The organism is Ensifer sp. R1-3 (genome assembly GCF_056739175.1).
In genome coordinates this window covers 115,734-132,892 of record NZ_CP096515.1, presented here as the reverse complement: position 1 = coordinate 132,892, position 17,159 = coordinate 115,734, and the positions used below count along the sequence as shown (strand labels likewise).

Sequence of the window (17,159 nt, the reverse complement as noted above, 5' to 3'; positions counted from 1 at the left end):
GGATCAGGCTCCCTGGGGCAAATCTGAAGAGGCAAATGGATGAAGTCGGCGAAGCCGCCCTTGCGCTGCGAGCGCATCGACATAGCGGCGCTCGGCGGCGAATGGGTGCCACTGCCAGCCGATATGGCCGAAGCCGGCAAGCACGACATCGTCGCCGGCTGCGGCAAAGCTCGACACGATGTCGGCAATCACCACCAGACCGCTCGACGGCGCGACGTAAGGCGACGGCGCGAAGCGGGCGAGATCGCGCTCCAGCCGGTCATGCGTCTCGGCCGCGATGACCCGGTGCTTGCGTGCCGTAGCCCGCGCGAAGCTCTCGAAGCCGGCCGTATAGTCGTCGCAGAAATCGTCGAGATCCGGATGGGTCCCGGCAAGTGCTGCCCGCATCGCGGCGAACCTGGCTCCGGAGCGGACGCTCCATAGCTCGCGTGCCTGCCGTACCGCCGCACTCGTCTTCCAGCGCCCGCCGCCGAGCATCGACAGTGCCGGGCGGCCGGTGTTGCAGACGGCGATGATATCGGTCCTGCTGCCGCCCTTCCCGACCGAGCGGCAATCGTTGAAACGGATCACCAGATCGGCTGCATCGATCGTCGCGGCAGCGCCCTCGGGCACGTCACCATTGCCAACGATCATGATGACGCGGCCGCTTTCCAATGATCAATTCTCCGCTGATTCCATGAGTTCCTTGAGCTCGGCGGTGCGCTTGCGTGTCAGCTCTGCGAGGCAACCGGAGACCAGCATGGGTTCCATCGAGCCGCCCCCCGCCTCGAACCCGGCGAGTTCGCATTGGCCGTCGCGATAGCCGATCCAGGCCCGCTGGGCTTTTTTCAGTGCCTCGAGCGCTCCGGCGTAAGCCGCATCAATGTCGCCAAGCTCCTTGTCGGTCGCCTGCATGGCCGCGACCGCAAGGCGGTAGGTCTTGTTCAGCTCCGCATCCGCCGCCCGGTAGTCCTGATCGGCGCAAATGTTGAGATCCATCTGGGTCACGGCCTTCCGGCAATCCGGCTCAGGCTGTTGCGCATCGGCGGAAGCCGTGCAGCACAACAACAGGCTCAAAGCAGGAGCGGCCGCTCTCATAGCTTCCCCATGACCTGCTGGCGGAAGCCGAAAACCTCGCGTTTTCCCGAAAGCGGGATGAGCGTCACCTGCCGTGTCTGTCCCGGCTCGAAGCGGACGGCCGTACCCGCAGGAATGTCGAGCCGCTTGCCGCGCGCGGCGTCACGGTCGAAGATCAGGCCCGGATTGGTCTCGGCGAAATGATAATGGCTACCGACCTGCACCGGTCGGTCCCCGGAGTTGGCAACCTCGATGCTGACGGTTTCGAGGCCCGCATTCAACTCGATCTCACCGGCGGCGGCGATAATCTCACCTGGAATCATGTTCGTTCCCCTCAGGCGGCTCGTTCGGGCGCACAGCCCTGAGGCTTCAGGACGCGCTCCGTCGATGCCGGATATTTCTTCAGCATTGCCGCGGGCCGCACCGGGCGCCGAACCAGTTCGCCGCCGCAATTCGGGCAAGTCCCGCCAAGCTTCGTTTCCGCACAGCCGGCGCAAAAGGTACACTCGAAGGTGCAGATCATCGCATCGCCGCTATCGGGTGGCAGGTCTCGATCGCAGCATTCGCAGTTCGGACGCAGGCTGAGCATGGTGCCTCCTCGTTAACGGATAGGCTCGTGGACGGTGACGAGCTTCGTCCCGTCGGGAAAAGTCGCCTCGACCTGGATGTCGTGGATCATCTCCGCAATGCCCTCCATCACCTGATCGCGGGTGAGAACATGGGCGCCTGCCTCCATCAGCTCGGCGACGGAACGGCCGTCTCGCGCGCCTTCCACGACGAAGTCGGTGATGAGGGCGATCGCCTCGGGATGATTGAGTTTCACGCCCCGCTCGAGCCGCCGGCGCGCGACCATCGCCGCCATGGAAATCAACAGCTTGTCTTTTTCGCGCGGAGTGAGATTCATGCGTCGCCGTCCAGATCGATTGCAGGGATCAGAGAGTCCAGACTTTCGGCACTGACGCGTCTTTACGCAAGTGCGAAATGAGCGGGATGAGGATTTTTCTGAGCGCGAACCCATCGGCCGCAGCAACGCGGGCGACGATCTTGTCGCGACCGCCGACGTCGTAGTGGCTGACGCCGGACAGGGCATGTCCCGCGAGCGCCAAGCGCAGTTTGGAAAGCTGCGACTCGCAGTCCGGCGCGGCATAGACGAGGGTCGCGAAGGCGGCAGCGCCGTCGAGCACCGCTCGCCGGGACGCAAGCGCCGCGATGTCGCCGGCCAAGGCGAGGTTCTCCGCGTGGATCAGCCTGCCGCCGCTTCGAATTCGCCAATTGTCGCGGAAGAGGCCGGCGCGCACCTCCTCGCCCATGGCCTTGCGGCCGATCAGAACGGCCTCCACCGCGAGAAAGGATGCATCGGCGGCGAGGTCGACCTCGAGGCTCCGCGACAGGGCCGACCGATCGAAGAGAATCGTCTCCTGCGGCAGCCAGTCGACGTGAGCGCCGGCGGCGACCGATATGCGCGTCGCAATCTCGGCCGTGCCGGCGGCTGCCTTGTAGACCTTCTCGCAGGCCTGCGTCGTCAGCGTGAGTTTCGTGCCTTTGCCCGCCCTGAACTCCCAGGAAAGCCGGTCACCGCCCGTCACGCCGCCCGACGAATTGATGAGCACGGCCTCCATCGAGGCATCGAAGGTCTTCGGCAGACGGATCTTGGCGCAGCCTTCCTGGTAGAGCTCGGCGATGCGCGTGCGGCCGCCTTCAGCCTTGGCGACGAGCCGCCCCTCTCCCCTCGCCCGCTGCGGTGCGATGATCGCTGCCGGTTCCATGGACGTTTGCCGAAGCTCCCCTGCGGACGGGTCTTCGCCCGAACCGCGTTGCCGAAGTGCCGAGATCACGTCACCCGGTCCGGCGGCTCCAGGCCCGCGAAGAACGCCGTGATGTTGTCGACGACCTTCATCCCCATTGCCGTGCGCGTCTCCTCCGTGGCACTGCCGAGATGCGGCAGCAGCACGACGTTTTCGAGCGCTCGCAGACGGGTGGGAACGTCAGGCTCCGCCTCATAGACATCGAGCCCGGCGCCGCGGATCACGCCCTTCTCAAGGGCCTCGATCAATGCCTCTTCGTCCACGACATCGCCCCGCGCCGTGTTGATGAGATAGGCGCCCGGCTTCATTGCCGCAAGGCCCGCCGCGTTGATCAAATGCCGGTTCTCGCCGCCGCCCGGGCAATGCAGCGATACGAAGTCCGCTGCCTTGAGCACGTCCTCGACCGTATCGAGCTGGCGGGCCCCGAAGCGCGCCGCTTCCTCCGGCGCTACCCTGGAGCGGTTGTAGAAGACGATGTCCATGTCGAAGCCGAAATGGCAGCGCTTCGCCATGGCTTTTCCGATGCGCCCGAAGCCGATGATGCCGAGCGTCTTGCCCGTCACCTTCGTTCCGATCATGTGGGTCGGCCGCCACCCGTCCCAGGCGCTCTCCCTCACCTGCCGCTCGCCTTCCCCGGTCCGGCGCGCGGCGGCGAGGAGCAGCGACACGGCGAGGTCCGCGGTGCAATCGGTCAGAACGCCGGGCGTATTCGTCACCACGATTCCGGCATCCTTGGCAGCTCCGGCGTCGATGTGATTGTAGCCTACGCCGAAATTGCCGAGGATCCGGGTGCGAAGACCTCCGCCCGTGAAAACATCGGCCGGCAGCCGGTCCGAGACGGTCGGCAGCACCGCATCGAAATTGCGCAAGGCGTCTGCGAGCGCGCTCCTGTCGAGCGGCCGGTCCTCCTCGTTGAGGACTGTATCGAACCTTTCGGCCAAAACCCGCTCCACGGCCTGCGGCCAGCGGCGAGTGATAAGAATGCGCGGCTTGGCGGTCATCATTTGTCTCCCGGAATCCTTCCGGATAGTGCATGAAATCGAGCCGATGGGTAGCCGGTCAGATACAAAAAGGGCACCCGGCGGTGCCCTTTTCAGCTGCTTTGCCTGCAGCAATCCCGCTGTCTCAGGACCTTGCGAAGTCGAGCAGGTCCTTGTTGAGCTGGTCCTTGTGGGTGTCCGTGATGCCGTGCGGAGCACCCGGATAAACCTTCAGCTCGGCCTGAGGGACCAGCTTCTTGGAGGCACGCGCGGCCGCATCGATGGGCACGACCTGGTCATCGTCGCCATGGATGATGAGCGTCGGCACATCGAACTTCTTCAAGTCCTCCGTGAAATCCGTCTGCGAAAAGGCGACGATGGAGTCATAGGCGTTCTTGTGACCGGCCGTCATGCCCTGCAGCCAGAAACTGTCGATCATGCCCTGCGAAGGTTTCGCGCCGGGCCGGTTGAAGCCGAAGAACGGGCCCGAGGCGATGTCCCGGTAAAGCTGCGAGCGATCGGCGAGGCTGGCGGCCTGCAGGCCGTCGAACACCTCCTTTGGCAGACCGCCGGGGTTGTCGTCGGTCTTGACCATCAAGGGCGGCACTGCCGAGATCAGTCCTGCCTTGGCGACGCGGGCCGTGCCGTGCCGTCCGATATAACGGGCGACTTCGCCGCCGCCGGTCGAGAAGCCGGCAAGGAAGATATCCTTGAGGTCCAGCGTTTCGATCAGATCGGCGAGATCGTCGGCATAATGGTCCATGTCGTTGCCGTCCCATGGCTGGCTCGAACGGCCGTGGCCGCGGCGGTCATGGGTGACGACCCGAAAGCCGTTATTGGCGAGATAGAAGGCCTGTGCCTCCCAGCTATCCGACGAAAGCGGCCAGCCATGGCTGAGGATGACCACAGGTCCGCCCTTCGGACCCCAGTCCTTGTAGTAGATCTCGACGCCATCACGCGTGATGATCCTGCTGCCGGTTGCTCCCGGGGTCACCGCACCGGCGGGCGGCTCAGCACCACCGGCGACGGCCGGGTTGGCGGCAGAGAGAGCGGCCGCGGCGGTGGCGGCGCCGATTGCGCCTGCCAGAATTTCTCTGCGGGAAACGTCGTTCGTGGTTGTCTTCACCTGAGACTTGGTCATTGGAAATGCTCCTTTCCCTGAAGGCCGGTCAAAATTCACGATCCAACCGCTAACGCAATTTTATATCGACGGCGATTAAATCGTGTGCGATATTTATCGTGCACTCCGTCCGATGTCAATACCTTGCGATTATATCGCGAACGATTTATTTTAGTGGGCACGACAACCGGGACCGAAGCGATGGCGAAGACGAACCTCCCCTCCTCGGAGGACCTCATGAAGCTCGACAACTTCCTGTGCTTTGCGATCTACTCCGCAAATCACGCCTTCACGCGTGTCTACAAGCCGCTCCTCGACGAGCTCGACCTGACCTACCCGCAATACCTCGTGATGGTGGCTCTTTGGGAAAAGGACGACCAGACCGTCGGCAGTCTGGGCGAGAAGCTGTTCCTGGAGTCGAGCACCCTCACTCCCATGCTGAAGCGGCTGGAAGCCATGGGCTACATTTTGCGGACCCGCGACAAGGCCGATGAGCGGCAAGTGCGTGTGCGACTGACCGAGACCGGCCGCGCGCTCAGGGAAAAAGCAAGCCGCGTTCCGATCGGCATTGCCGATGCGACGGGAATGGAGCCGGCAGAGGTCGCCCGGCTGAAACAAGAAATCGCGGCTCTCCGGGCGTCGCTGCTGCGATAAAGTGCGTCATTGAACAGGAAGCGTCGGCTCTCGAATGGAACCTTGATAAACCAGAGTGGTTCACAAACAGTCCTATCGAACCACGGGAGTTACCTAGGTCGGGTCGACCTACATGGCCGTGATCTATTCCAAGAAGTCGAGACGCGGGATGCGGCCGGAAAACCGCACACACTTTTCCTCAGCCCGCTCTAACACTTAGACCCTTCTGATCGTCCGATTTGCTCTTCCAAGCAATCTCGCTGGCTCCAAACAGCAGAAGGCCCGGCGTATGCCGCCGGGCCTTCCAGATTGCCTATGAAAAAGAACTATTCGTTCTGGAAGTAGCTGAACTTGCCGTCGTCACCCTTCTTCCAGGTGTACATGACGTAGTCCGGGCGGGTGATGTCGCCCTTTTCGTCAAAGCCGAGCTCGCCGATTGCCGTCTTGAACGGGCCCTTGGCCTTGATGGCTTCGGCGACCGCCTGCGGATCGGTGTTGCCGGCGGCCTTGGCGCCTTCTGCGATCACCTGAAGGGCCGCATAGGCATAGAGCGTGTAGGCTTCAGGCTCGAAGCCGGCGGCGCGGAACTTCTCGACGAGGTCCTTGGCGGCCGGGCTCTTGCGCGGGTCCGGTGCGAAGGTCATCAGCGTGCCGTCGACCGCATCGCCGGCAATCGAGGCCAGTTCGTTCGAGACGATGCCGTCGCCTGACATCATCGTCGCCTTCAGGCCCTGGTCCTTCATCTGACGCATGATCAGGCCGGCTTCCGTGTGCAGACCGCCGTAATAGACGATCGAGACACCAGCCTGCTTCATCTTGGCGATAAGTGCGGAGAAGTCCTTGTCGCCGGTGTTGATGCCTTCATAGAGCGCCTCGGTGACGCCGGCTTCGTTCATCGACTTCTTGGTTTCGTCGGCAAGGCCCTGACCATAGGGGGTCTTGTCGTGAATGACGGCGACCTTCGCGTCCTTGAAATTGGCCGCGATATAGGCGCCCGCAACGGCGCCCTGCTGGTCGTCACGGCCGCAGGTGCGGAAGGTGTTCCACAGGCCGCGTTCGGTGAACTGCGGGTTGGTCGAGGCTGGCGTCACCTGCAGGATGCCGTTTTCCGCATAGATTTCCGATGCGGGAATCGAGACGCCCGAGTTGAAGTGACCAACGACGAATTTCACGCCATCGGCCACGAATTTCTGGGCGACGGAAACACCCTGCTTGGGATCCGAAACGTCGTCGCCGAGTACGACCTTGATCTGTTCCCCATTGATGCCGCCTGCAGCATTGATGTCCTCGGCCGCCTGTTCTGCACCTTTCTGGAGCTGCGCGCCGAAGGCGGCGTTCGGACCAGTCAACGGACCACCGACACCGACCAGGATGTCAGCCCACGCGGTGCCGCTGAAGGCGACCATTGCTGTCAGCGCAACGGCCGACAGAAGAGACTTTTTCATCTTGTTACTCCCAATTATTCGAGCGGGTCTCGTTTCATAAGCCTGCGCAATGCCCACCATCATTGCGCCGGTGTTCTTTCGCACCGGCCGCGCGGACCGGCACGCGCTGTTCCCTTATTTTGCCTTCCAGGAGAAAGGCGAGGTTTTTTCATAAAGCCAATAGTACATGCTGGCCATTTGCTTGGTCCGATAGTAACGGAAACCAGCGGTAGCAAACAACAAAAGGACGAGCGTGTCCACGATATAGTATTGCAGGGTGAACATCGTCCCGTTGAAAAGCGCATGATGGATGAAGCGGATGCCCCAGCCCAAAAGCGCGACATAAATCAAGAGCCGCGGAACACCACCCCAGCTTTCCGCGACGCTCTTGCCGGTCCGCCACGCCGTCCAGCCCCCGAGAACGCAGGTGATGAATAAAAACTGCCAGATCGAGGCTTCTTCGTAGAGAATTCCCTGCATCTCACTCAACTCCAGACGCGGCGGATCAATGGCGGCCGCCTTCGAGATAGGCCGCGCGAACCTCCGGATTGGCGAGGAGGTCCTTGCCCGACCCGCTCATCGTCACACGGCCGTTGACCATTACATAGCCTCGATCGGAGAGCTTGAGCGCTCCGAAGGCGTTCTGCTCGACGAGGAACACGGTGAGTCCCTCGTTCTTGTTGAGCACCTTGATCGCTTCGAAGATGCCCTTGACGATCAGCGGCGCAAGCCCGAGCGACGGTTCGTCGAGCAGCAGGAGCTTCGGACGGGCCATCAGCGCACGGCCGATCGACAGCATCTGCTGCTCGCCTCCCGAAAGCGTACCCCCACGCTGCGCCTGCCGCTCCTTGAGCCGCGGGAAAAGCGTGAAGACCTTTTCGACGTCTTCCTTGAAGTGCTTCAGATTGTCGAGGCTCGCACCCATCTGAAGGTTCTCGAGCACCGTCATGCGCGGGAAAATCCGGCGCCCTTCCGGCGACTGGGCAATCCTCAGACGCGCGATCTCATGCGTCGGCAGACGCGTGATGTCCTGGCCGTCGAAGTGAACCGAGCCGGTGCGCGCCTGCGGGCTGCCGCAGATCGTCATCATGAGCGTCGATTTCCCGGCGCCATTGGCGCCGATCAGCGCAACGATCTCGCCGCGATGGACCTCCATGTCGACGCCGTTCAGCGCGCGGATGTTGCCGTAATAGGTCTCGACGCTTCTCACATGCAGCAGGGGCGCAGTCATTGTCCGGGCCCCCCACGCTCGCCCTCGATTTCCTCGATTTCTCCGATCACCTCTTCAACCTCTTCATCCTCGACACCCAGATAGGCCGCAATGACCCTTGGATCGTTCTTCACGAAGTCCGGGTTGCCGTCGGAAATCTTCTGACCGTATTCGAGCACGACGACGTGATCCGATATTTCCATCACCACGGACATATCGTGCTCGATCAACAGGATGGAGGTGCCGGTATCGCGGCGGATCTCCTGCAGCAGCGCATTGAGGGCGAGCGATTCACGCGGATTGAGACCCGCCGCGGGCTCGTCCAGGCAGAGAAGCTCCGGCCCGGTACACATTGCGCGGGCGATCTCGAGCCGCCGCTGAGCGCCATAGGGTAGGTCGCCGGCTGGATCGTCGGCCCGCTCGGTCAGCGATGCCTTTTCGAGCCAGTGCCTGGCGAGCTCGATCGATTCCCTGGATGCCTCGCGATAGGCCGGGAAGCCGAACAGGCCGAGAATGGTATAGCCGGATGCCCGCATCAGCTTGTTGTGCTGGGCAACGAGCAGATTTTCGAGCACCGTCAGGCCCGAGAACATGCGGATGTTCTGGAAGGTCCGAGCCACCTTGGCCTTTTTGGTGATCTCGAAATCCGGCAGCCGTTCCAGAAGGAATTCGGCGCCCGACTTCTGCCGCATGGTGATCATGCCCATCGTCGGTTTGTAGAAACCGGTGATGCAGTTGAACACCGTCGTCTTGCCCGCTCCGTTCGGACCGATCAGCGCGGTGATCTCGCCGCGCTCCGCCTCGAAGGAGAAGTCGTTGATGGCCATGAGACCGCCGAAGCGCATCGACAGGCGTTCAACCTTGAGGATGGGGTCTTTTGTCATGGTGTCGGTCCCAAAGGCCATCAGCCGTGCCCCTCTTTGGTGAAGCTGCCGGAGATTGCCCTGCGTTCGCGCAGGAACGCGGTCGGCTCGCGTGATCCGACGAAGCCGCGCGGCTTCCAGACCATGACGACGACCATGGCGAGGCCGAAGATCAGCATGCGATAGAGTTCCGGCGTGAAGGTCGGTCCGAAGATCATCTTGAGGAAGGTCAGTTCACGCAGGATTTCCGTGCCGCCGATCATGACGACGGCGGCGATGGCGATACCCGTCAGCGAGCCCATGCCGCCGAGAACCACGATGGCGAGGATAACGGCGGATTCCAGGAAGACGAAGGATTCGGGCGAGACGAAGCCCTGACGCACGGCGAAGAACGAACCGGCAAAGCCGCCGAACATCGCCCCCGTCGCAAACGCCGTCAGCTTTGTGGTGACGGTGTTGATACCGAGGGACCGGCAGGCGATCTCGTCTTCCCGCAACGCCTCCCAGGCGCGGCCGATCGGCATCCGGCGCAGCCGGATCGTGACGAAGGCCGTCAGCAGGGCGAGGCCGAGGATCAGATAGAACAGGAAGATCTTGTAATAGGCCGAAGACATCGGCAGGCCCATCATTGCCGCGAAGCCGTCCTTCGTAGCATCGAACTTGATACCGAAGAGCGTCGCCTTGGCGATGCCGGAAACGCCGAACGTGCCTTTCGTGACCTCTGTCCAATTGATCAGCACGAGGCGGATGATCTCGCCGAAAGCGAGCGTCACGATGGCGAGGTAGTCGCCCCTGAGGCGCAGCACCGGAAAGCCGAGGACGACGCCCCAGCAGGCGGCGAGAAGGCCGGCAATCGGCAGCAGCACCCAGAAGGACAGGCCGAAATAGCTGGAGAGCAGCGCGTAGGAATAGGCGCCGACGGCATAGAAGGCCACATAGCCGAGATCGAGCAGTCCGGCGAGACCGACGACGATGTTGAGGCCCCAGGCAAGCATCACGTAGATGAGAATCTGAATGCCGAAATTGTCGACCCATTTCAGCGATCCCTGGACGCCCACGAGCGCGACGATCACCGGTGGGTAGATCAGCAGCAGGATGACCGCGATCTTCGACCAGTTGCGGCTGAAGAACGTCTCCTCCTTCACCACATCGGGCGCGGCCGCCTTCGCCGCCTTGCGCTGCGCCAGCCGCGGCTGGACATAGGCGACCATGAGGAAGCGGCCAACCATGGCGATGGCCACGAAGGTCGCGAGCAGGCCCCAGCGCTGCGTGAGGATGAGTTCGTTGCGGATGTTCTGGTCGGTCTTGAGGCCGACGAAGAGCACGAACATGCCGAGCGTGATGAGGCCCGCAAAGACAGCCTCGCGGAGCGCCCGCGCCGTCAGCTCGCTGCCGGCGCTTGCGGTTGTGGATGCGACATTTGCCATGGAACTATACCTTCTCGACTTCCGGTCGTCCGAGAATACCTGACGGCTTGAAGATCAGGACGATCGCGAGAATCGAGAAGGTCGCGACATCCTTGTAGTCGATGGTGAAGTAGGCGGACCACAGCGACTCGATGAGGCCGATCAGCAAGCCGCCGAGCACGGCACCGGGAAGCGAGCCGATCCCACCGAGAACGGCAGCGGTAAACGCCTTGACACCCGGAGCGAAACCGTCGGTGAACACGACCACGCCGTAATACATCAGGTACATCGTCCCGGCGACGGCGGCGAGTGCGGCTCCCATGATGAAGGTCACCGAGATCGTCCGATCGACATCGACACCGAGCAAGGCTGCCATCTTGCGGTCCTGTTCGGTCGCACGCTGGGCTCGTCCGAGCGGAGTTCGGTTGACGATGTACCAGAAGACCGAAAGCAGGATTGCCGTGATGACGACGATGATGATCTGCTTCAGCGAAACCGAGATACCGAACAGGTCATAGACCGAGGAGACCAGCGGCGGGATCGGCTTGTTCCGCGGACCCTGCGTCACCTGAATGAAGTTCGACAGCACGATCGACATGCCGATCGCCGTGATCAGCGGCGCCAGACGGAAGGAGCCGCGAAGCGGGCGATAGGCCACGCGCTCGATGGTCCAGTTCCAAAGCGCAGCCGTCAGCATACCGACGACCATCATGATCAAAAGCGCCAGTACAACCGGCACGCCGGCAATAAATGTCGTGAGAAGCAAGAAGACGATCAATGCGGCAAAGCCGCCAAGCATGAAAATATCGCCGTGGGCGAAGTTGATCATGCCGATGATGCCGTAGACCATGGTATAACCGATCGCGATCATACCATAAATAGACCCAAGCGTCAGCCCGTTGACGAGCTGCTGGACAAAATACTCCATCAATCTTCCCCTGGACCGGATCCTGTCGGTCCGATCTCTTGTTTTTTAATACTCGTTTTCGAGCATGCTCTAAGCCCGATTTCATACCGCTTTCAAATGAAAATGAAAGCTAAAAAATGCGCCACCACCAAATTGTTCCGCGATAAAATCGATTTGACACTTTTGGAGCCAGAAAAATGAAAATTTCAGCAGCATTCGCTTGCGAAATAGCCAACTTCGGCAGCAAAGGGCTGAAAGCGGCAATGAAGTGAGGCGCGTTACTTGGTGGGAAGCCCCGGGCCCGCCGCGGCAAGTGACCCGCGCAGCAATTCAAGTGCTACAGTGGCCGTTGCCCGTCTGATAAGAGGCGAGGCGCTCCAAAGCGAATCGCCTCGACCGCAAGAACAGGAAGCAATGCTGGACATACTGGAAACATCGGCACTCGCCGCCGGACAAGCCATCCTGGAAATTTACCGTGCCGGTCCGGCTGTCACCTACAAGGCTGACGCCTCGCCCGTGACCGATGCGGACCATCGTGCCGAGCGGATCATCCTTGCCGATCTGGCGGCCGCCTTTCCGGATATTCCGGTCGTCGCGGAGGAGGAGGTCGCCGCAGGTCGCGTTCCCGATATCGCCGGAAAGCGGTTCTTCCTCGTCGACCCGCTGGACGGCACGAAGGAATTCGTCGAACGCAACAGCCATTTCACCGTGAATATCGGGCTCGTAGAAAACGGTGCACCCGTCGTCGGTGTCGTCTATGCACCGGCTCTCGGCCTCATCTATTCGGCGGCCGCCGGCATGGCGAAGAAGGCGGTGGTCGAGGATGGACAGGTCACGGGCGAATGGACCACCATCGGCTGCCGCCGTTGCGGCGACCGGCCGATGGCGCTTACCAGCCGCTGGCACAACAGCCCCGAGACGATCTCCTTCCTCACCAATCAGGGCATCAGCGATCATGAGGCCGTCGGCTCATCGCTGAAGTTTTGCCTGCTGGCCGAAGGCATTGCGGACATCTATCCGCGCTTCAGCCGGACGATGGAGTGGGACACCGCGGCGGGCGACGCGATCCTGAGGTCGGCAGGCGGTGAAACACTGACGATGGGGGGCAATCCGCTTGGCTACGGCAAGCGCAATCAATCGGATGACAGCGACTTCGCCAATCCCTGGTTCATCTCGCGCGGCAGGGCGTGACCCGCAACCGCGGTCACATGTCTCTCGAAGGGGCGGCCGTGGCGATGAGGCTGCCGAGCGTTCCCTCGCTGAAGGGTTTGTCGATCCTCGGGACATCGCGAAGATGGCTGGGCAGCGCCAACAGTTCCCCGTAGCCGCTGGTGAAGCCGAAGCTTATACCCCGTGCCATCAGCGCATCGGCAACGGCAAAGCTCGTGTCATCCCCCAGGTTGATGTCGAGAATTGCGAAATCGTACGTATGATCCGCGATGAGTTCCATCGCCTTTGACTTGGTGGTGGCGACGTCAACGCTCGTCACCCCGAGAGCGACGAGCATCTCCTCCATGTCCAGTGCGATAAGGAAATTATCCTCGAGGACGAGGACTGACTTGATGGCCGGCGGAACCTGACTGACTGGCATTATATCTGCATCCTCGGTCTCCTCGATTTTCGAGACCTCAAAGAAGCGGCTAATAGAACACCCGGTAGGCCGGGCGCATTTAAAAAAGACATGTTGTACGTAATTTGACGCATGAAGCTTCGCATCAAATCAGCGGCCGCTTCGGCTCGCTCAATCCGTCCCAGCCTGCAAGCGCAAGCAAGCCGTCGATGTCGTGGACGTCGCAGCCCTTCTCGGCCCAGCGCAGGAGACCCCTGGCGGCCAGCTTCTTCAGCGTCTTGTTGGTGTGGACGATCGAGAGGCCGAGCGTGTCGGCAACATGTTGCTGCGTGACGGGAATAACGCTCCAACCGCTGCTGAAGAGTTCCAGCGTGGCGGCCCTCTGGTAGAGAAAGGCGATGAGGTAGGCTGCCCGCTCCACAGCGGAGCGGCGGCCGATGCTCAACAGATTCTCGTCCAGCATCCTCTCCTCGCGCGCTGCGATCCAGGTCAGGTCATAGGCGAGGTCGGGGTGCTCCCTGTACAGTTCTGCGAGCCTGTCGCGCTGGAAGACGCAGAGAACGACCGGCGAAAGCGCCTCGATCGAATGCTGCATCTCGCCCATGAGAGTGCCTTGCAGCCCGACGATATCGCCCGGCATCACATAGTTCAGGATCTGTCGCCGGCCGTCATCGAGCATCTTGTAGCGAAAGCCCCATCCGGAAAGTACCGTGAAGAGATGTTCGCTTTGCTCCCCTTCTGCGAGTATCGTCGCGCTCGCGCCGAAGGCGAGTTCGCCTATCTTGAAGTGGGAGACGAATGCAAGTTCTTCCGCCTTGAACGGGCGGAACAGCGGAAGCGGGCGCAAGGGACAGTCCCTGCAGGGCGTGCCTTTGGTGAATTTTCCTTCGGTTATCATGAAGTATCTCGAGGCCCGGCGGACCGGAGCGGATGGGGGCGGACTTCACAAGGTAGCATGGCGCAAAAGAACGACAAGGTCGAAGACGAAAGCTGGTGAACACCGCCTCGCATCATGGACTTGCCCGCGGCCAGACCCTATGTCTGCCTCTACCCGTTGTTGGAGCGGATTGGAAGAACGCGCGCGGTTTCCGCCCGCATCCCGCTCTGACATATTGGAGTCGATCAGGTCCGTGACTTAGGCTGGGGACCGACCTGAATTCATGAACATGATCTAGCAGGATTGAAGCCCATGTTGTCCTACTCCGCTATCGACAAGAACAACGTCGCCGTCGTGACCGGCGCCGCCTCGGGCATCGGCCTTGCCTCGGCACGGCGCTTCGCCAGCCTCGGAATGAAGGTCGTGCTCGCGGATCTCGGCGGTGAGAAGTTGCAGGCAGCGGCAGCCGAGGTAGCGAAGGCGGCTCCGGGCGGTTCCGGCGATGTCGCCGCGATCGAGACCGACGTGTCGCTGGCGGACGACCTCGTGGCCCTCGCGCGCGCGACGCGCGAGCGCTTCGGCCACGTCCATGTGCTGATGAACAATGCCGGCGTCCAGCCAGGCAGTTCCCTCTTCGGCCCGCTCGAAAATTGGGAAGCTGTGATCGGCGTCAATCTCTGGGGCGTCATCAACGGTTCGCGCATCTTTGCCCCGGCCATGATTGCCCACGGGCAGCCGGCGCTCATCATCAACACGGGTTCGAAACAGGGCATCACCACGCCGCCCGGCGATCCCGCCTATAACCTTTCGAAAGCGGGCGTGAAGGTCTTCACCGAGGCCCTGCAGCACGAACTGCGCAATACCGAGGACTGCAAGGTCAATGCGCATCTGCTGATCCCCGGTTTCGTCTACACGTCCCTCACCGCGCAAGGGCGCACGGAAAAGCCGGCCGGCGCCTGGACGCCGGAACAGACGGTGGACTTCATGATGGAGGGCCTTGCCCGCGGCGACTTCTATATCCTTTGCCCCGACAACGAGGTCGCGCGTCCGACGGATGAAAAGCGGATCCTTTGGGCAGCGGGAGACATCGTCGAGAACCGGCCGCCGCTTTCACGCTGGCACCCGGACTACGGCGAGGCCTTCCAGTCGTTTCTCGCCGGGACGACGGCAGGGAGGACCAAACCGTGACGAGCGGCATTCATCACATCACCCTGATCGCCCGCAAGGTACAGGCCAATGTCGATTTCTATGTCGGCTTCCTGGGGCTGCACCTCGTCAAGCGGACCGGCGGCTACGAAGATCCCAATCAGTTGCATCTCTTCTACGGCGACGCCGCGGGCTCGCCGGGCTCTCTCGTGAGTTTCCTGGTCTGGGAGGACGGCTCTCCGGGCCGGGTCGGCCACGGCCAGCCAAGCGAGATCGCCTTCGCCATTCCGCCCGAAAGCATCGGCTACTGGATGACGCGGGCGCTGAAGTTCAATATCCAGGCGACCGGCCCTTCGCAGGAATTCGGCGAACCGGTCCTGCGTCTGAAGGATCCGGACGGCGTGATCGTCAAGCTGGTGGGAACGAACGCGCTTGCGGAGCCCGCGCCCTGGGCGGGCCGGGACATCCCCGAAACGGACTCCATCCGCCGCTTACGCGGCGCAACGGTGCTCACGGAAATACCCAAAGACACGGCGCACTTCCTTCAAAACCACTTCGGCTACACCGAGACGGGAGCGACGGAGAGCATCCGCCGCCTCACTTCCTCGTCCGGGGACGTGATCGATGTCCGCGATGCCGGCGGCTTCTGGAGTGCCGCCCCCGGCACCGGCACGATCGACCACATCGCCTTCCGCGCCCCGGATGAGGCGACCGTGCTTGCGGTGAGAGCCGATCTCGAGCAGGAGCACGCCGGCGCCACCAATGCGCATGACCGGAAATATTTCTTCTCGCTCTATGTGCGCGAGCCTGGCGGTGCGCTCTGCGAGCTCGCTACGGACGGGCCCGGCTTTACCGTAGACGAAGCTCCGGATGCTCTCGGCACGACGCTGTTCCTGCCCCCGCATCTGGCGAGCGACCCCACGGCAACGCTGGTCAGGCTGCCGCAATTTGCGCTGCCCGGCGAACCCAGGGTGCCGCAGCGCGACCTTCCTTTCATCCATCGGTTCCACCGCCCGGAGAAGGCGAACGATCGCACCTTCGTGCTGCTGCACGGCAGCGGCGGCAACGAAATCGATATGCTGCCCTTCGGCCATCAGCTCGATCCGCATGCGACTCTCCTGGGCGTGCGCGGCCGCAGCGCCGAGGAAGGCTTCCCGCGTTGGTTCCGGCGCTTTTCGATGACGAAATTCGACCAGCAGGATATTCGCTCGGAAGCGGAAGCCTTTGCCGCCTTCGTCGAGGGCGCGCGCGAGAGCTACGGCCTCGACCCGGAGAAGACCGTGTTCATCGGCTACTCCAACGGCGCCAACCTGCTCGCCGCCGTGCTGCTTCTCCACCCCGGCATCGTCAGGAACGCCGTGATGATGCGCGCAATGGCGGCGCTCGAAAGCGCGCCCGAACCGGACCTTGCCGGCACAAGAGTGCTGATGCTCACCGGCAAGGACGATCCCTACGGCAAACACGCACCGGAACTGAAGACGGCGCTCAGGGCCAGCGGAGCCGATTTCGAGGAAGTCGACCTCGATACCGGTCACGGAATAGGCGTCGAAGACATCGCCGTCATCCGGCCCTGGCTCGCGGAATCCGGCTTCTGAGCGTCATGCCTTCCCGGCGACATGGTCGGCGAAGGCCTGTACGAAGCCGCGCAGCCTCTCCAGGGTCTGATCGTCCTTCAGTTGTCCGTCGCCGTCGAACAACGTGTTGGCTTTCGGCACCATCAGCCGCTTGCCCGACCACATTTCGGCGCCGAGCGTCCGCATCACCGACAGCCAGGCGTTTTGGCTGAGAATGGTCCCGAAGCTTCCCGAAGATGCGCCGGCGAGCGCGAACGGCCGGCCGCCGAAGACCTTCTTTATGTCGGCTGGCGGGCGGCTCAGCCAGTCGATTGCATTCTTGAAAACGCCCGGGACCGAATTGTTGTATTCCGGTGTAAAGAGAATGACGCCGTCCGCCGCGACGATCTTCTGCTTCAGCGCCTCCGCAGCGGCTGGAACGCCGCTTTCGGCCTCCACGTCTCCGTCATATAGCGGAATGCCATGCAAGGTCGCGGTCTCGAATTCGACCCCGTCCGGCGCGACCGCCTGTGCGGCTTTGAGCAATGCAGTGTTGAAGGAGGTCTTCCGCAGACTGCCCGATATGCCGAGAAGCTTGGTCATGAACGA

21 protein-coding genes are annotated in these 17,159 nt (G+C 62.2%); 4 read left to right on the top strand and 17 right to left on the bottom strand.

Going from position 1 to position 17,159, the window contains the following annotated elements; genetic code table 11:
* Positions 1 to 3 precede the first annotated feature (3 nt).
* The 8 genes from M1D43_RS00660 to M1D43_RS00625 all read right to left on the bottom strand — a co-directional run bounded on the left by M1D43_RS00660 (position 4) and on the right by M1D43_RS00625 (position 4,982).
* A complete protein-coding gene (locus M1D43_RS00660) occupies positions 4 to 654 on the bottom strand; it encodes a Urease operon accessory protein (RefSeq protein ID WP_153314555.1) in 651 nt (216 codons plus the stop codon).
* Positions 655 to 657: 3 nt separating this feature from the next.
* The gene (locus tag M1D43_RS00655; protein WP_153314557.1) at positions 658 to 1,077 is read right to left on the bottom strand and encodes a lysozyme inhibitor LprI family protein; all 420 of its coding nucleotides are present in this window, start codon (positions 1,075 to 1,077) and stop codon (positions 658 to 660) included.
* Entirely contained in the window at positions 1,074 to 1,379 is a 306-nt protein-coding gene (locus tag M1D43_RS00650; protein WP_003525615.1) for an urease subunit beta, read from the bottom strand. Before M1D43_RS00650 ends, M1D43_RS00655 begins: the two co-directional genes overlap by 4 nt.
* Before the next feature lie 11 nt (positions 1,380 to 1,390).
* Positions 1,391 to 1,645: a DUF1272 domain-containing protein gene (locus M1D43_RS00645; RefSeq protein ID WP_107608246.1), complete on the bottom strand. Its 255-nt coding sequence runs from the start codon at positions 1,643 to 1,645 to the stop codon at positions 1,391 to 1,393.
* A gap of 12 nt (positions 1,646 to 1,657) precedes the next feature.
* A complete protein-coding gene (locus tag M1D43_RS00640; protein WP_003525618.1) occupies positions 1,658 to 1,960 on the bottom strand; it encodes an urease subunit gamma in 303 nt (100 codons plus the stop codon).
* Between the two features lie 28 nt (positions 1,961 to 1,988).
* Positions 1,989 to 2,822, bottom strand: coding sequence for an urease accessory protein UreD (locus tag M1D43_RS00635; protein ID WP_010969965.1), 834 nt, complete (start codon positions 2,820 to 2,822; stop codon positions 1,989 to 1,991).
* Positions 2,823 to 2,887: 65 nt separating this feature from the next.
* On the bottom strand, positions 2,888 to 3,865 hold the full coding sequence (locus M1D43_RS00630; RefSeq protein ID WP_498814048.1) for a 2-hydroxyacid dehydrogenase: 978 nt from the start codon (positions 3,863 to 3,865) through the stop codon (positions 2,888 to 2,890).
* Between the two features lie 121 nt (positions 3,866 to 3,986).
* The gene (locus M1D43_RS00625; protein WP_153314561.1) at positions 3,987 to 4,982 is read right to left on the bottom strand and encodes an alpha/beta fold hydrolase; all 996 of its coding nucleotides are present in this window, start codon (positions 4,980 to 4,982) and stop codon (positions 3,987 to 3,989) included.
* Between the two features lie 180 nt (positions 4,983 to 5,162).
* Between M1D43_RS00625 and M1D43_RS00620 the strand changes: the two genes are divergently transcribed.
* Positions 5,163 to 5,615 (top strand): MarR family winged helix-turn-helix transcriptional regulator, encoded by a 453-nt coding sequence (locus tag M1D43_RS00620; RefSeq protein ID WP_192923484.1) that lies wholly within the window; start codon positions 5,163 to 5,165, stop codon positions 5,613 to 5,615.
* A gap of 305 nt (positions 5,616 to 5,920) precedes the next feature.
* Here M1D43_RS00620 and M1D43_RS00615 read toward each other — a convergent pair whose 3' ends face one another.
* The 6 genes from M1D43_RS00615 to M1D43_RS00590 all read right to left on the bottom strand — a co-directional run bounded on the left by M1D43_RS00615 (position 5,921) and on the right by M1D43_RS00590 (position 11,425).
* Positions 5,921 to 7,039: a branched-chain amino acid ABC transporter substrate-binding protein gene (locus tag M1D43_RS00615; protein ID WP_003525631.1), complete on the bottom strand. Its 1,119-nt coding sequence runs from the start codon at positions 7,037 to 7,039 to the stop codon at positions 5,921 to 5,923.
* A 114-nt stretch (positions 7,040 to 7,153) separates the two neighbouring features.
* The gene (locus M1D43_RS00610) at positions 7,154 to 7,498 is read right to left on the bottom strand and encodes a DUF6867 family protein (RefSeq protein WP_027993112.1); all 345 of its coding nucleotides are present in this window, start codon (positions 7,496 to 7,498) and stop codon (positions 7,154 to 7,156) included.
* Between the two features lie 25 nt (positions 7,499 to 7,523).
* On the bottom strand, positions 7,524 to 8,249 hold the full coding sequence (locus tag M1D43_RS00605; RefSeq protein WP_003525634.1) for an ABC transporter ATP-binding protein: 726 nt from the start codon (positions 8,247 to 8,249) through the stop codon (positions 7,524 to 7,526).
* Positions 8,246 to 9,133 (bottom strand): ABC transporter ATP-binding protein, encoded by an 888-nt coding sequence (locus M1D43_RS00600; RefSeq protein ID WP_003525635.1) that lies wholly within the window; start codon positions 9,131 to 9,133, stop codon positions 8,246 to 8,248. The genes M1D43_RS00605 and M1D43_RS00600 overlap by 4 nt, the downstream gene beginning before the upstream one ends.
* On the bottom strand, positions 9,133 to 10,518 hold the full coding sequence (gene livM, locus M1D43_RS00595) for a high-affinity branched-chain amino acid ABC transporter permease LivM (protein WP_010969969.1): 1,386 nt from the start codon (positions 10,516 to 10,518) through the stop codon (positions 9,133 to 9,135). The genes M1D43_RS00600 and livM overlap by 1 nt, the downstream gene beginning before the upstream one ends.
* A gap of 4 nt (positions 10,519 to 10,522) precedes the next feature.
* Positions 10,523 to 11,425 (bottom strand): branched-chain amino acid ABC transporter permease, encoded by a 903-nt coding sequence (locus M1D43_RS00590; RefSeq protein WP_003525638.1) that lies wholly within the window; start codon positions 11,423 to 11,425, stop codon positions 10,523 to 10,525.
* 393 nt (positions 11,426 to 11,818) lie between these two features.
* On the opposite strand from M1D43_RS00590, the gene cysQ reads away from it, so the two are divergent.
* A complete protein-coding gene (cysQ, locus tag M1D43_RS00585; protein WP_153314563.1) occupies positions 11,819 to 12,595 on the top strand; it encodes a 3'(2'),5'-bisphosphate nucleotidase CysQ in 777 nt (258 codons plus the stop codon).
* 13 nt (positions 12,596 to 12,608) lie between these two features.
* Here the strand turns inward: cysQ and M1D43_RS00580 are convergent, their stop codons facing one another.
* Both M1D43_RS00580 and M1D43_RS00575 read right to left on the bottom strand, forming a co-directional pair.
* Complete coding sequence (locus tag M1D43_RS00580; protein ID WP_003525641.1) at positions 12,609 to 12,995, bottom strand: response regulator; 387 nt, start codon at positions 12,993 to 12,995, stop codon at positions 12,609 to 12,611.
* Positions 12,996 to 13,119: 124 nt separating this feature from the next.
* A complete protein-coding gene (locus tag M1D43_RS00575) occupies positions 13,120 to 13,872 on the bottom strand; it encodes a Crp/Fnr family transcriptional regulator (RefSeq protein WP_003525643.1) in 753 nt (250 codons plus the stop codon).
* A gap of 291 nt (positions 13,873 to 14,163) precedes the next feature.
* Between M1D43_RS00575 and M1D43_RS00570 the strand changes: the two genes are divergently transcribed.
* Positions 14,164 to 15,039: an SDR family NAD(P)-dependent oxidoreductase gene (locus tag M1D43_RS00570; RefSeq protein ID WP_003525644.1), complete on the top strand. Its 876-nt coding sequence runs from the start codon at positions 14,164 to 14,166 to the stop codon at positions 15,037 to 15,039.
* Positions 15,036 to 16,592 (top strand): VOC family protein, encoded by a 1,557-nt coding sequence (locus tag M1D43_RS00565; RefSeq protein ID WP_340085613.1) that lies wholly within the window; start codon positions 15,036 to 15,038, stop codon positions 16,590 to 16,592. Before M1D43_RS00570 ends, M1D43_RS00565 begins: the two co-directional genes overlap by 4 nt.
* A 3-nt stretch (positions 16,593 to 16,595) precedes the next feature.
* On the opposite strand, the gene M1D43_RS00560 is transcribed toward M1D43_RS00565, so the two are convergent.
* Positions 16,596 to 17,153, bottom strand: a complete 558-nt coding sequence (locus M1D43_RS00560; protein ID WP_153314565.1) for an NADPH-dependent FMN reductase — start codon at positions 17,151 to 17,153, stop codon at positions 16,596 to 16,598.
* Between the last annotated feature and the right edge of the window lie 6 nt (positions 17,154 to 17,159).